We start from the raw sequence: 12157 nt of genomic DNA on the forward strand, positions 1-12157 counted from the left end.
GGGCGGGATCGATCGCGTATCGATCCCGCCCCGCTCAGTAATGTGGCGGCATGAAGCGGACCTCGTTCGGAACCTGGCCGTGCTCCATCGCCCGCGTCCTCGAGTTGTTCGGCGACGGATGGACGCCGCTCGTGTTGCGCGAAGCCTCCTACGGGGTCCGGCGGTTCGAGGATCTCCAGGAGAATCTGGGCATCGGCCGCAACGTGCTCGCCCAGCGGCTGAATCTGCTCGTCGAGGAGGGTCTGCTCGATCGGGTGCCCTACGAGGAACGGCGACCCCGGCACGAGTACGTGCTGACCGCCAAGGGGCGCGACTTCTTTCCCGTGCTCGTGGCGATCGGCCGGTGGGGCGACACCTGGCTGGCCGACGAGGACGGGCCGCCCGTGGTCTATCGGCACGGCGGCTCGGAGGGGCACGAGGCGCAGGCCGAGGTGGTCTGTTCGGTATGCGGCGACCCGCTCCACCTGGAGGACGTGGAGCCGTTGACCGGACCGGGCATGACGCCGCGTCAGGCGCATCGGGCGGTGGCCGAGGGGCGGTGCGGGGCCCGCGCGTCGACGGTGCCGGCGCAGCGCGGGCCCTGGTAGCGGGGCCCGTCCGTTCTGCGCTGCCTAGCCTCGGCTCGGCTCGCCGGCGCGGTCGCCGCGTTCCAGGCGGTCGCGGGTGCCGAGGTCGGCCCGGTCGGCGGCGGCCTTGCCGTGCCGCCAGCCGTCGGCGTCCCGGCCGCGCAGGCGGTGTGTGGTGCGGGTGGGGAACATGCGCTCCGTGCTCTCCTTGACCGCGACCTCGCGGGCGGCCAGCGCCGGGAGCAGCCGGTTGTCGGAGGCCGCGTTCGCGTCCGCGACGGCCTCCTCCTCGGCGGCGGTGAGCCGTTCGCGGATCCGGTCGGCGTAGGCGATCAGGAACGACTGGCGGAAGGTCTTGGTGCGCCGGGCCCGGCCGGAGTCGTGCAGGTGCGAGCCGGCCCGGTTCATCGCGGCGGTGGCCTGGACCAGGAGCGAGGTGTACAACAACTCGACCGCGTCCAGGTCGGAGTCGAAGCCGACCACGGTGGAAAAGCCCAGCGAGCCGGACCAGATCGCCTGGCAGCCGTTGGCGTCGGCGACCGCGTCGAGCAGCAGCGCCTTGGCGCCCTCGTACGGGTTGTCCACACCGATCCGGCAGGCGCCGGGGGTGTGCGCCGCGTCCGCGCCGACGCCGAGCAGTGCCTCGTCGATCCGGTGCCGGGTCATCAACTCCTGGGCCTTGGCCGTGAGGGCCTCGGCCTCCTCCGGGTATTCGGTCGACTCGGCCTTCGCCAACAGGGCGCGCACGCGGCCGAGTTGGCGCTCCTCGCCGGTCGCCGGGCGGGTCCGTTCCGGTTCCCGGAAGGTCGCGGCGGTGAGCGGTTCGATGGCGGGCAGCCGGGCGATCGAGCGGAGCAGTTCGAGCACGCGCGCGGCGGTGCCGAAGCGGTCCAGGCCCTCGCGGGCGCCCAATTCGGTGAGGTAGGCGTCGTCGGCGCTCCACCACGGGGTCGTCGCGTTCAGCTCGCGCACCTGGGCGGTCCAGCGGCGGCCGGTGCCCGCGTAGCCCCGGGCCTGAGCGGCGACCAGGTCGGCGGCGATCGGGGCGTGTCGCTCGCCCAGGTCGCGGGTGACCGCGCGGACCACGTCGGCGGGTTCCCAGCCGCGGCGGCGGCAGCCGTCGGCGGTGCGCTCGTACAGCGCGAGCACCGCGCGCGAGACGTCGGGCCAGTCGGCGGCGGAGGCCGCGAGCAGCGAGGCGCCGAGGTCGATCGCGTCCGCCAGGGCGTCGTCGGACGCGCTCAGGACGGCATGGAATTGGGTTTCGACGAGCGTGGAGGACACCCGTCAAGGATTGCATTTCCGGCGCGCGGACGAGCCGGGTCCGCGTGTGGCCCCGTTCACGGCTGCGTTCACGGCTGCGGGCGGGCGCTCAGGCGCGGGCGTAGCGGCTCGGCGCGGTGCCGACGGCGGCGGTGAAATCGCGGGTCAGGTGCGCCTGGTCGGCGTAGCCCAGGTCGGCCGCGAGCGCCGCCCAGTCGATGCCGGCGCCGTGTTCGGCCCGCTCGGCGACCTCCTGGAGCCGGGCCCGGCGGAGCACCCACTTGGGGCCGACCCCGACGTATTCGGCGAACAGCCGCTGGAGCCGGCGGACCGGGACGCCGACCTCCTCGGCCAGGTCGTCGACCCGGAACAGGTTCGGGGCGGTGGTGATCCGCGCGACGATCGCGGCGGTCTCGGCCACCGCGGGATCGGGCTCGGCCGCCGGCAGCGCGCCGCGCAGCCAGGTCTCGGCGAGGGCGACCCGCTCCGGCTCGGCGGCGGCACCCAGCACCCGCTCGCCGGCGGCCACGACCGTCGGGCCGAACAGGTCGACCGCGGGCACCACCCGATCGGTCAGCGTGGCCACGGGGGCGCCCAGGACCGGCCGGAAACCGCCCGCGCGGAACTTGATCCCGAACACGTGGCCGACTCCGCTCAGCTCCCGCTCGAAGATGTCGCGCACCACGCCGTAGACGGCCGGGAACGGCTGCTCGAAGACCAGGTGCACGTTGGGGTGCGAGAGCACCTTCTGCCGGACGGGCGCCCGCCCGCGCAGGTCCCAGTGCACGATCCAGTGGTGCTCGACGAACGGCGCCAGGTCGGCGGCCGGCTCGTAGAGGCTCACCCGATGGCCGGCCGCGCCGTCGGCGCGCAGCACTCCGCGAGGGCGATAGGGAAGCCTCATCCGGCCACGGTAGCCGGCGCCGGTGACATCGGCGCGGGCTGTCGCGTTTGTTCAAGACCGGTCACGGGAGCGGGCCATAGCGTCGTTTCCATGAATATTCACCACCTGTTCGTCGAAGCAGCCGCCGAAGCCGACCGGATCGCCCACGGTGTCGCCCCCGCGCCCACCGCCGGACCGACGCCGTGTACCGACTACGACCTGCGCGCGCTGATCAACCACTGGGTGGTGTACACCTCGCACGGCCTGGAGCATCGGGCGCTGCGTCGGGAGTTGCCCGAGGACCTGATCGCGCGCGACTTCGTCGCCGAGCCGGACTGGGCCGACGCGTACGCCGCGCAGCTGGGGCGGGGCGTGGCGGCCTGGGCCGATCCGGCGGTGTGGGAGGGCGAGATCGACTTCGGCGGGGGCGGCACGATGCCCGCGCCGGAGATCGCCGCGATGTTGCTCGCGGAGCTGGTCCTGCACGGCTGGGACGTGGCCCGGGCGACCGGGCAGGACTTCCGGGTGTCGACCGAGCTGGGCGAGGGGATCGAGGCCTTCGTGGCGAAGTACGCGCCGATGTACCGGGAGTATGCGGGCTTCGCCGAGGAGGTGGCGGGCTTCGCGGACGCGAGCGCGTTCGAGCGGGCGCTGGCCGCCTCGGGGCGGGATCCGCGCTGGACGCCCTGACCCGGGGCCGGACGGTCGGAGGCGGGTCGGCTCGTTTCCGCCGGTGACCGGGCGGAATTGTCGTGGCGTCGGGAAATCCGCGCGGGGGCGGATCGGCTGTGCCTATGGTGGCCGCCGATCCCTTCCGGAGGTATGCGTGGCAACGATGGCGACACTCGACGGCTTCGCGAGTACGGTCCGGCATAGCCCGGGAGCGGAGCGGCGGGCCGCGTTCGTGGCCGGGCGGGTCGACCGGGCCGCGGCGTGGTTGGGCGAGCGACTCGGGTTCGCGGCGCGCGTGCGGTTGTCGGTGGCGGACGCGGACGACTGGGACACGGTGGCGACGGTGCCGCTGTACGGGACGCCGCAGGGGAGCGGGGACCACCTGCGGGTGGCCGCCGACGACGGCTGGTTCGGGGCACACCTGTACGCGGGGCTGCGGCCGCACCTGGGCGCCGGCACGGTGCGGCGGCTGCGCGAGGTGTACGGGGAACCGCTCGCGTTGCGGCCGTACTTCGACCTGGTGGCGGTGCACGAGTTGACCCACCTGTTCCAGGACCAGGTCTGGCCGGCGTATCCCGGCATGTGGATCGCCGAGCTGCACGCGAATCTGGCCATGGTGGGTTACGCGCACGAGGTCGAGCCGGATCTGCTGCCGGTCCTGCGGGCCTTCACCTCGACCGTGGACGACCTGCCGGTCGAGGTCGCCCCGCTGCGCGAACTCGCGGACATGGAGCGCTCGTTCGAGCACGGCGCGGTCAACTTCGCGTGGTTCCACTTCCGGTTGACCCGGGCGGCCGAGGAGTTGTGGGCGGCCGGTGGCGCGGAGGTGTTGCGCGGGGTGTACGAGCACATCGGCGCCGGCGGTGGGGCCGAGCATCCGGCGCTGCGCGAGGTGGTGGCGGGGTGGCCGCGCCGGATGCGGGTGGGTGGTTGAGGTTCGGCCGGCTCAGCCGGTCGAGGTGGTCAGCTCCGGGATCGTGGTCAGTTCGGTGCGGGAGACGATGCCGAGCTTGGGATAGGCCTTGTACAGGTGGTGTCCGACGGTGCGCGGGCTCAGGAACAGCTGGGCGGCGATGTCGCGGTTGGACAGGCCCTGGGCGGCGAGCCGGGTGATCTGTAGTTCCTGCGGGGTGAGCAGGGCGAGTACACCGGCGGGTCGCGGGCCGCGCGGGGTGGCGCTGCCGCCGATCGCGCCCAGTTCGGTACGGGCCCGATCGGCCCAGGAGCGGGCGTCGAGCCGGTCGAACTCGGCCAGGGCGGTGCGCAGGCGGTCGCGCGCCTCGGTCTTGCGGCGCATGCGGCGCAGCCACTCCCCGTACAGCAGCGCCGTCCGGGCCCGCTCCAGCGGCCGGCGCTCGCCCTCGTGCCGGGCCAGCGCGGCGAGCCAGGACCGCTCCGCCGCGTCGTCGCCGGCGAGCAGCGCGTGGCAGCGCAGGACCAGGGCATCGGCCCATGGGCGGCCGGCCCGGTGCGCCCAGCGCTCGAAGCGGTCCAGCGGCTCGCGGGCCCGGTCGGGGTCGCCGGCGCGCACCGCGGCCTCGACGAGGTCGGGGACGGAGCGGGTCGCGCAGATGTGGTGGCGCATCGGTTCGCGGGTGAGCTGTTCGAGCCGGTTGAGCGCCGCGTCGGGGCGGCCCAGGCCCAGGTCGAGCAGGCCCAGCGCCCAGGCCGACCAGGGTGCGCCGGCGGGCATCGCGCTGCCGACGCCGCCGGTCAGCGCCGCGTCGGCGTGCCGGTGGGCCGCCTCCTCGTCGCCGGCGACGCCCGCGAGATAGGCCAGCACGCTCTCGAACTGGCTGATCCACTGCCGCTGTCCGGTGTCCTGGGCGATCCGCAGCGCCTCGGTCGCGGTGGCCAGCGCGTCGGTGTGCCGGCTCTCGAAGATCTCCGTCTCGGCCCGGAAGAACAGGATCGTGGGCAGTCGACCGATGCCGCCGTGTCGCCGGCTGTCGGCGGCGAGCACCGTCGCGAGGTCGTGTGCGTCGACGTCCTGCCCCAGGGTGAGCCCGACGCCGCAGGCGAGCAGGAGGGCGCCCTGTTCGTCGCCGCCGAAGTCGTGGGCGACCCGGACCAGGTCGCCGAGCACCGGGGGCTCGGTGGTGTGCTCGTCGGCCGGGAAGGCGGCGGTCACGAACGCGGCGACCGGCGTCACCGGGGCCGTCGGGGGGAGCGTCAGTGCGGCCAACTCGTCGACGCTCTCCCGCAGTTGCCCCTCGCCCAGGTACCACGCGGTGTGCACGGACTGGAGCAACATCCGGGCCGCGCGCTCGGGGTCGGATCCGGCGGCGAGCGCGGCGCCCCGGCGCAGCAGCTCGTGCGCGCTGGGGAACGCCCCCTGCCAGAAGTCGGCCAGCGCGTGGACGTGCAGCAGCCGGGCCCGGACGGCGTCGTCCGCGGCGCCGGTCAGCGCCCGTTCGGCGAACGTGCGGGCCCGGTCCGACTCGCCCGCCTCGGCGGCGGCCTCGGCGGCCAGGGTCAGCCGCCGGGTGCGCGCCGCGACGTCCTCGGTCAGTCGGGCGGCCCGCTCGTAGGCGAGCGCGGCGGCGAGGTGGCCGCTGCGTTCGCGGGCCCGCTCGCCGGTGCTCTCCAGGGCGTTTGCCGCCGCCTCGTCCACGCCGGTCGCGGCGGCGGCCAGGTGCCAGGCGCGGCGGTCCGCGTGGTCGGGCGCGGCGAACGCGGCGGCCAGCGCGCGGTGCGCGGCCAGGCGCCGGTCGATCGGCGCGCGCTGCTGTACCGCGGCGCGGATCAGCGGATGCCGAAAGCGCAGCCGGTCGTCGTCGACGACGATCAGCGACGCCTCCTCGGCGCCGGCCAGATCGGCCGCGCCCGCGCCGAACGCGGCGCCCGCGCGCAGCAGTACGCCCAGGTCACCGGAGTCGTCGCAGGCGGCGAGCAGCAGCAACATCCCGGTGCGCTCGTCGAGCCGGGTGACCCGGCCGTGGAAGGCGATCTGCAGCCGGCTGGTCAGCGGCAGCGCCCCCGGCCGCAGGGTGTCCCCGGCCCGTTCGCCGGCCAGTGACACGGGCAGTTCGAGGAGGGCGAGCGGGTTGCCCCGGGCCTCGGCGAGCACGCGGTGGCGGGCGGCGGGACTCAGATCCTCCGCGTGGGTGTCCAGGAGCGCGCCCGCCTGCTCGGGCGGCAGCGGAGGCAGGTGCAGTTCGGGCAGGCCCGGGACCGGGAAGGCGTCGCGGTCGTCGCGCGCGGCGAGGATCAGCGCGATGCCCTCCGCGTACAGCCGCCGGGCGGCGAACACCAGCGCGTCGGCGGAGGCGCGGTCCAGCCATTGTGCGTCGTCGACGACGCACAGGAGCGGTCCGTCGCCGGCGTACTCGGAGAGCAGGGACAACACCGCGAGGCCGACGAACATCGGCTCCGAGCGCTCGCCGACGGACAGGCCGAAGGCGGCTTCGAGGGCCTGGCGCTGCGGGTCGGGGAGCCGGTCGAGGCCGCCGAGCGCGGGGCGGAGCAGCAGGCTGAGCCCGGCGTACGGAAGTTCCGCCTCGTATTCGACGCCGGTGCCGCGGATCACCCGCAGGTCGGTGTCGGCGATCACCCGATCCAGGAGGGCGGTCTTGCCGATCCCGGGCTCGCCGCGGAGCACGAGCACGCCGCTGCGGCCCTCCTCTGCCGCGGCGAGCAGTTCCTTGATCGTGCCCAGCTCGGCGTCTCGTCCGTACAACATGCCGATGTGTCCCCCATGTCCGCCCGTTCCGCGGCCGGTCCGTCCGTCCGGGTGTGTGGTCGTCGATACCGGTACGGACCTACCGACTCCTGCGCGCCAAAGTACCTATGCGCGACCGATTCCCGTCGGTTCGGGGCTCCGTAGGTTCATGGGCAACGGAGCTCGCCGGAACCGCCGGAAGCCCGGAGCACCCCACGAAGGACGGTCGCCATGACCACGAACATCGACTACACCGCCCTGGCCGAGCGCTACATCGCCGTGTGGAACGAGACCGACCCGGCCGCCCGGCGCAAGCTGGTCGAGGGGCTCTACACCGAGGACGCCGGGTACGTCGACCCGCTGGTGTCGGCCTTCGGGCACGACGCGATCGACGCGACGTTCGGCGCGGTGCAGAGCCAGTTCCCGAACCTGGTCTTCACCCTGGGCGGGGCCGTCGACGGGCACCACGACCTGGCGCGTTTCACGTGGAACCTCGGCCCGGCGGGCGCGGAGGCCATCGTGGTCGGCTTCGATGTGATCCACATCGCCGAGGACGGCCGGATCGGGCGGGTCAGCGGCTTCCTGGACAAGGTGCCGGCGGGGCTGTGAGTCGCCGCGTCGGATTCGGGGCCGGGCGACGGTAGCTCGGCCCCGCGGGTCTTCGTCTCTTCTTTCTTCACGTTCTCGTCTTCGGAAGGAATCACCCATGTCCGCCACCACGACGGCCATCGTTCCCGACGCCGCGACATCGACGCCCCGGCAGTCGTGGGGCGCGCTGCTGGTCCTGCTCGCCGGGATCTTCATCACCACGCTGGACTTCTTCATCGTCAACGTCGCGATCCCGGCCACGCAGGAGGACCTGCATGCCACCCCGGCCGCGATCCAATGGGTGGTCGCGGGCTTCGGCCTCGCGGTCGCCGCCGGGCTGATCACCGCCGGTCGACTGGGCGACATCTACGGCAGACGGCGGATGTTCGCGATCGGCCTGGCCCTGTTCACCGTCGCGTCGGCCGGCTGCGGGCTGGCCGGGAACGCGGAGACGCTGATCGCGGCCCGGGTGGTACAGGGCGCGGCGGCGGCGCTGCTGATGCCGCAGGTGCTGGGCATCGTCAATGTGCTCTATGTGGGCGAGCAGCGGGTCAAGGCGTTCACCGCGTACGGGCTGGCGATGGGCTTCGCGGGGGTGTTCGGTCAGCTGATCGGGGGCGCGCTGATCCAGGCCGATGTGTTCGGGCTCGACTGGCGCAGCATCTACTGGATCAACGTCCCGGTCGGACTGGTCGCGCTGGTGCTGGTGCCGAGGGTGATTCCGGAGACGCGCGGCGGGGGTGGCACCCGGCTCGACCCGGTGGGCACCGTACTGGTCACGCTCGGCCTGGTCGCCGTGGTGTTGCCGCTGGTCCAGGGCCGGGAGCAGGGCTGGCCGCTGTGGACCTGGTTGTCGCTCGGCGTCGCCCCGCTGCTGCTCGGCGCGTTCACGCTGTACCAGCGCCGGCTCGCCGGGAACGCCGGCGCGCCGCTGGTGGATCCGGTGTTGTTCCGGGAGCGGCCGTTCTCGGTGGGCATCACGACGGCGCTGGTGTACGGCCTGGTGAACGCGGCGTTCTTCCTGATCCTGGCGCTGTACCTGCAGCTGGGCCACGGGATGTCGGCGCTGGACTCGGGGCTGCTGTTCATCGCGCTCGGGGTCGGGTACTTCCTGTCCTCGGCGGTCTCGGGGCGGATCGCCGCGGGGCTGGGTCGGCAGGTGCTGGCGCTCGGCGCGCTGGTGCAGGGCGCGGGGCAGGTGGCGCTCGTGGAGACGGTGTCGAACACGCACGAGACGTTGTGGCTGATCCCGGGGCTCGCGCTGACCGGGTTCGGGATGGGGCTGGTGATGGGCCCGATGGCGGCGACGGTGCTGGCCGGGATCGGGGCGCGGCATGCCGGTTCGGCGGCGGGCCTGCTGTCCACGGCGCAGCAGGTGGGCGGGGCGCTGGGGGTGGCCCTCGTGGGCATCGTCTTCTACGACACGCTGGGTGACGCGCCGACGGCGGGCACCTTCGGGGACGCGTTCGTGAACGGGCTGTGGCTGCTGACGGCCTTCTGCGCGGTGGTCGCGGCGCTGGTGCAGCTGCTGCCGGGGCGGCGAGCGGGCTCGGGTGCGGTGGGTGAGGCTGCGGAGGCGGGGGAACCGGTGGCCGAGGTGGAGGCGCTGGTGTGAGGTCTCCGGTGTGAGGCTTCGGGTGAGTGTGGTGAGCGGCGGCGGGGCCCGATGGGTCCCGCCGCCGCTTTGTTCGGTGTTGCGGGTGGTTTTACTCGGCGTGTCTGGCCGCGTAGCGGCGGGCCTTGGTGCGGTTTCCGCATAGGCGCATCGAGCACCAGCGTCGGCTGCGGTTCTTGGAGACGTCCCAGAAGACCCAGTGGCAGCCGTGCTCCGGGCAGCGCTTGAGGCGGGTCGCCTCGCCGCTGCCGACCAGGGTGCTCCAGGCGATGGCCAGTTTGGCCAACGCCCGCTGTACGGGCGGGAGTTCGGGGCTCGGCACGAGGATGGCGGGGTGCTCGTCGTGGCCCAGTTCGACGACCAGGGGCAATGCGCGGGTCACCTCGTCGGCGCGCCGGAGCAGGTCCGGGTCGGGTGCGTCCCCGACGGGTACGCCCAGCCGTTCGCGCAGGCCGGCCCGCAGTGCGAGCGCGGCGGCGTACTCGGGGGGGCCGATCGGCACGTCGGGATCGAGCAGCCCCTGCTCGGCCAGCCATGCGCCGAGTCGGGCGGGGGTGTCCACGTCGTCGGTGCCGAGTTCGACGTCGACCGTGTTGACGAACGCCTGGACGAGCAGGGCCGCGGCGGGTGCCTCGGGCATCGGCGCCTCCGTCTTCGGGTCGATTCGGCCGCAGGTCCCATCCTACTGCGACTAACCGGCTATCGCTTTTGCCGGTTGACGCTTCGCGCGGGTCGATGCCAGGATCCACGGGAGTCGGGTCAACCGGTAAACGGCTTTGGTGGTTAGGGGTGGGCGATGGCCTTGCGGGGCGTGCGAACCGAGCGGGCCGTCGCGTCCGCCGCACCACGCGAGGGCGGTGCTCGGGCGCGGAACACCGCCGTCCTGTTGGCCTTCACCGTGGTCACCAACCTGGCCGACGGCATCACCAAGATCGTGTTGCCGGTGCTGGCCGCCCGGGCCACCGATTCGCCGGCGTTGGTCACGCTGGTGTCGCTGGCCCTGTCGCTGCCGTGGTTGCTGGTCGCGTTGCACGTGGGTGTGCTGGTGGATCGGGTCGACCGGCGTCGATTGTTGTGGCTGGCCGGCGGGCTGCGGCTGGTGGCGATCGGGGGGTTGCTCGCGATCGTTTCGGCGGGTGAGGCCGGCATCGTCGTGCTGGGGCTCGGCGGTCTCGTGCTCGGCGTGGCCGAGGTGATCGCGCTCACCTCGACCGCGGCGCTGGTCCCGGTGATCGTGCCGAGGGCGGATCGGGAGCGGGCCAACGCGCTGATCACCGGGGCGGAGACGGCCGCGAACGAGTTCGCCGGGCCGTTCGTCGGCGGGTTGTTGCTGGCCGCGAGCACCGGTCTGGCGTTGGGGGCGACCTGGGTGGCGTACCTTGCCGCGAGTTTGTTGCTGCTTTTGCTGACCGGGCGGTTTCGGGTGGTCGGGCGGGCGGGGGCGGCGGGCGGGGACGAAGGTGGGTCGGATGTGCCCGATGCGCCCGCCACGGTCAATGCGCAGATCGCCGAGGGGCTGCGTTACCTCTGGGGGCATCGCCTCCTGCGCACGATGACGTTGATCCTCACCGTGTTGTTCGCGAGTTGGGGCGCGTGGCTGGCGCTGATGCCGCTGGTCGCGCACGACACGATGCACATGTCCGCCCGGGAGTACGGGGTCGTGCTGAGCGCGCTCGGCGTCGGCGGACTGCTCGGGGCGGTGCTGGTGGGCCGGCTGAACCGGCTGCTGGGCCACCGGCGGGTGATGCTGGCCGACCTGATCGCCACGATCGTGATGATGGCGGTGCCGGCGGTGACCACCGCGATGTGGGCGATCGCCGGCGCGGCGTTCGTCGGCGGATTGGGCGGCACGCTGTGGTCGGTCAACGCCCGGTTGATCGCGCAGAACCTGGTCCCCGAGCACATGATGGGCCGCTACAGCGGCGCCGCCCGCCTGCTCGGATGGGGCGCGATCCCCGTCGGCGCGGGCCTGATCGGCGTGCTCGCCGAGTGGTTCGGTATCCGGGTGGCGTTCCTGGCCTTCGCCGTCGCCGCCGCCGCGACGATCCCGCCGTACCTGCGGGTGGTCACCGACGCCCGCCTGGCTCCCGCGTTCCGCGTGCACGGGGCGGAGGGGATGGGGGCGGAGGAGGCCGGGGCGGAGAAGACCGGGTTGCAGGAAGGGCCGACGAAGGAGCCGAGGACACGTTAGGCGGCGCCCCCGGGTGAGCCGCGATGGACGCGGCGGCCCGGGTCGCCCGGCCGCTTCTCAGTGCGGCGGTTCCGGCCACATTCGGCCCGCCGGGACGTCCGGGCCGTCGATGATCGCGCTGAGCATGCGCAGGTTGTCGGCGAACACCTCGGCCGCCTCGGGGCCGATCGTCCGGCTGATCATGCCGTCGACGTCCTTGACCACGCGCCGGCCCTCGGCGACGCCGGCGCTGCCGAGTTCGGTCAGCTCCAGGAGCACCACCCGCTTGTGTACCGGGTGGGGGCGGCGGACGATCCAGCCGACGCGTTCCAGCGCCAGCATCGCGGTGGTCACGCTCTGGGGGGTGATGTGGTGCGCGCGGGCGAGGTCGGCGGCGGACAACGCGCCGTTCTCGTCGAGTCGACCGGCCAGGCCCAGTTGGTTGATCGAGACGCCGATGCCTTCCAGGCGCTCGTTGAGCAGTCGCTGTACCGACTGCTGGGCGCGCCAGAGCAGATGGGGCAGCTGCTCGCTCCACGCGGCGGCGGCGACTTCCCGGTGGGCGGGCATCACACGTTTCCCTTCTTCGTACGGCCGGGGGTGCCGGGGTGCGCACCCCGTGGGTGCCTCACCGGTCACCGTAGGGCACGTCCGTCGCCGGGCCGGGCCACGTCGACGTCCATGTTCGCAGGTGAGGTGCATGTTCCCAGACAACCCGCATATTCGCAGGAGGCACTCA

11 protein-coding genes are annotated in these 12157 nt (G+C 73.5%); 6 read left to right on the top strand and 5 right to left on the bottom strand.

Annotated features, from left to right (window positions below; genetic code table 11):
- Positions 1-50: 50 nt before the first annotated feature.
- The gene (locus ACMXN5_RS17540; RefSeq protein WP_126636560.1) at positions 51-587 is read left to right on the top strand and encodes a winged helix-turn-helix transcriptional regulator; all 537 of its coding nucleotides are present in this window, start codon (positions 51-53) and stop codon (positions 585-587) included.
- A gap of 24 nt (positions 588-611) precedes the next feature.
- On the opposite strand, the gene ACMXN5_RS17545 is transcribed toward ACMXN5_RS17540, so the two are convergent.
- Entirely contained in the window at positions 612-1850 is a 1239-nt protein-coding gene (locus ACMXN5_RS17545) for a DUF2786 domain-containing protein (protein WP_439676059.1), read from the bottom strand.
- An 88-nt stretch (positions 1851-1938) separates the two neighbouring features.
- A complete protein-coding gene (locus ACMXN5_RS17550) occupies positions 1939-2733 on the bottom strand; it encodes an AraC family transcriptional regulator (protein WP_439676060.1) in 795 nt (264 codons plus the stop codon).
- Between the two features lie 90 nt (positions 2734-2823).
- Here ACMXN5_RS17550 and ACMXN5_RS17555 point away from each other — a divergent pair, with 90 nt between their 5' ends.
- On the top strand, positions 2824-3402 hold the full coding sequence (locus tag ACMXN5_RS17555; RefSeq protein WP_439676061.1) for a TIGR03086 family metal-binding protein: 579 nt from the start codon (positions 2824-2826) through the stop codon (positions 3400-3402).
- A 145-nt stretch (positions 3403-3547) separates the two neighbouring features.
- Entirely contained in the window at positions 3548-4318 is a 771-nt protein-coding gene (locus ACMXN5_RS17560) for a hypothetical protein (protein WP_439676062.1), read from the top strand.
- Between the two features lie 12 nt (positions 4319-4330).
- Here ACMXN5_RS17560 and ACMXN5_RS17565 read toward each other — a convergent pair whose 3' ends face one another.
- Positions 4331-7066 (bottom strand): ATP-binding protein, encoded by a 2736-nt coding sequence (locus tag ACMXN5_RS17565; protein ID WP_439676063.1) that lies wholly within the window; start codon positions 7064-7066, stop codon positions 4331-4333.
- Between the two features lie 210 nt (positions 7067-7276).
- Here ACMXN5_RS17565 and ACMXN5_RS17570 point away from each other — a divergent pair, with 210 nt between their 5' ends.
- On the top strand, positions 7277-7654 hold the full coding sequence (locus tag ACMXN5_RS17570) for a nuclear transport factor 2 family protein (protein ID WP_439676064.1): 378 nt from the start codon (positions 7277-7279) through the stop codon (positions 7652-7654).
- Between the two features lie 97 nt (positions 7655-7751).
- Positions 7752-9248 carry an MFS transporter gene (locus tag ACMXN5_RS17575; RefSeq protein WP_439676065.1) on the top strand — a complete coding sequence of 499 codons (1497 nt, stop codon included), beginning with the start codon at positions 7752-7754 and terminating at the stop codon, positions 9246-9248.
- A 91-nt stretch (positions 9249-9339) separates the two neighbouring features.
- Here the strand turns inward: ACMXN5_RS17575 and ACMXN5_RS17580 are convergent, their stop codons facing one another.
- Positions 9340-9888 (bottom strand): CGNR zinc finger domain-containing protein, encoded by a 549-nt coding sequence (locus tag ACMXN5_RS17580; RefSeq protein WP_439676066.1) that lies wholly within the window; start codon positions 9886-9888, stop codon positions 9340-9342.
- A 156-nt stretch (positions 9889-10044) separates the two neighbouring features.
- On the opposite strand from ACMXN5_RS17580, the gene ACMXN5_RS17585 reads away from it, so the two are divergent.
- Positions 10045-11439, top strand: a complete 1395-nt coding sequence (locus tag ACMXN5_RS17585) for an MFS transporter (protein WP_439676067.1) — start codon at positions 10045-10047, stop codon at positions 11437-11439.
- Between the two features lie 57 nt (positions 11440-11496).
- On the opposite strand, the gene ACMXN5_RS17590 is transcribed toward ACMXN5_RS17585, so the two are convergent.
- On the bottom strand, positions 11497-11988 hold the full coding sequence (locus ACMXN5_RS17590; protein ID WP_439676068.1) for a MarR family winged helix-turn-helix transcriptional regulator: 492 nt from the start codon (positions 11986-11988) through the stop codon (positions 11497-11499).
- Between the last annotated feature and the right edge of the window lie 169 nt (positions 11989-12157).

Source organism: Embleya australiensis (genome assembly GCF_051903075.1).
GTDB lineage: Bacteria > Actinomycetota > Actinomycetes > Streptomycetales > Streptomycetaceae > Embleya.

What these genes read in the sequence shown, in the direction of transcription:
- ACMXN5_RS17590 (WP_439676068.1), bottom strand. Translation starts at nt 11,988, where the DNA reads ATGCCCGCCCACCGGGAAGTCGCCGCCGCCGCGTGGAGCGAGCAGCTG.
- ACMXN5_RS17585 (WP_439676067.1), top strand. Translation starts at nt 10,045, where the DNA reads ATGGCCTTGCGGGGCGTGCGAACCGAGCGGGCCGTCGCGTCCGCCGCA.
- ACMXN5_RS17565 (WP_439676063.1), bottom strand. Translation starts at nt 7,066, where the DNA reads ATGTTGTACGGACGAGACGCCGAGCTGGGCACGATCAAGGAACTGCTC.
- ACMXN5_RS17560 (WP_439676062.1), top strand. Translation starts at nt 3,548, where the DNA reads ATGGCGACACTCGACGGCTTCGCGAGTACGGTCCGGCATAGCCCGGGA.
- ACMXN5_RS17540 (WP_126636560.1), top strand. Translation starts at nt 51, where the DNA reads ATGAAGCGGACCTCGTTCGGAACCTGGCCGTGCTCCATCGCCCGCGTC.
- ACMXN5_RS17570 (WP_439676064.1), top strand. Translation starts at nt 7,277, where the DNA reads ATGACCACGAACATCGACTACACCGCCCTGGCCGAGCGCTACATCGCC.
- ACMXN5_RS17575 (WP_439676065.1), top strand. Translation starts at nt 7,752, where the DNA reads ATGTCCGCCACCACGACGGCCATCGTTCCCGACGCCGCGACATCGACG.
- ACMXN5_RS17580 (WP_439676066.1), bottom strand. Translation starts at nt 9,888, where the DNA reads ATGCCCGAGGCACCCGCCGCGGCCCTGCTCGTCCAGGCGTTCGTCAAC.
- ACMXN5_RS17550 (WP_439676060.1), bottom strand. Translation starts at nt 2,733, where the DNA reads ATGAGGCTTCCCTATCGCCCTCGCGGAGTGCTGCGCGCCGACGGCGCG.
- ACMXN5_RS17555 (WP_439676061.1), top strand. Translation starts at nt 2,824, where the DNA reads ATGAATATTCACCACCTGTTCGTCGAAGCAGCCGCCGAAGCCGACCGG.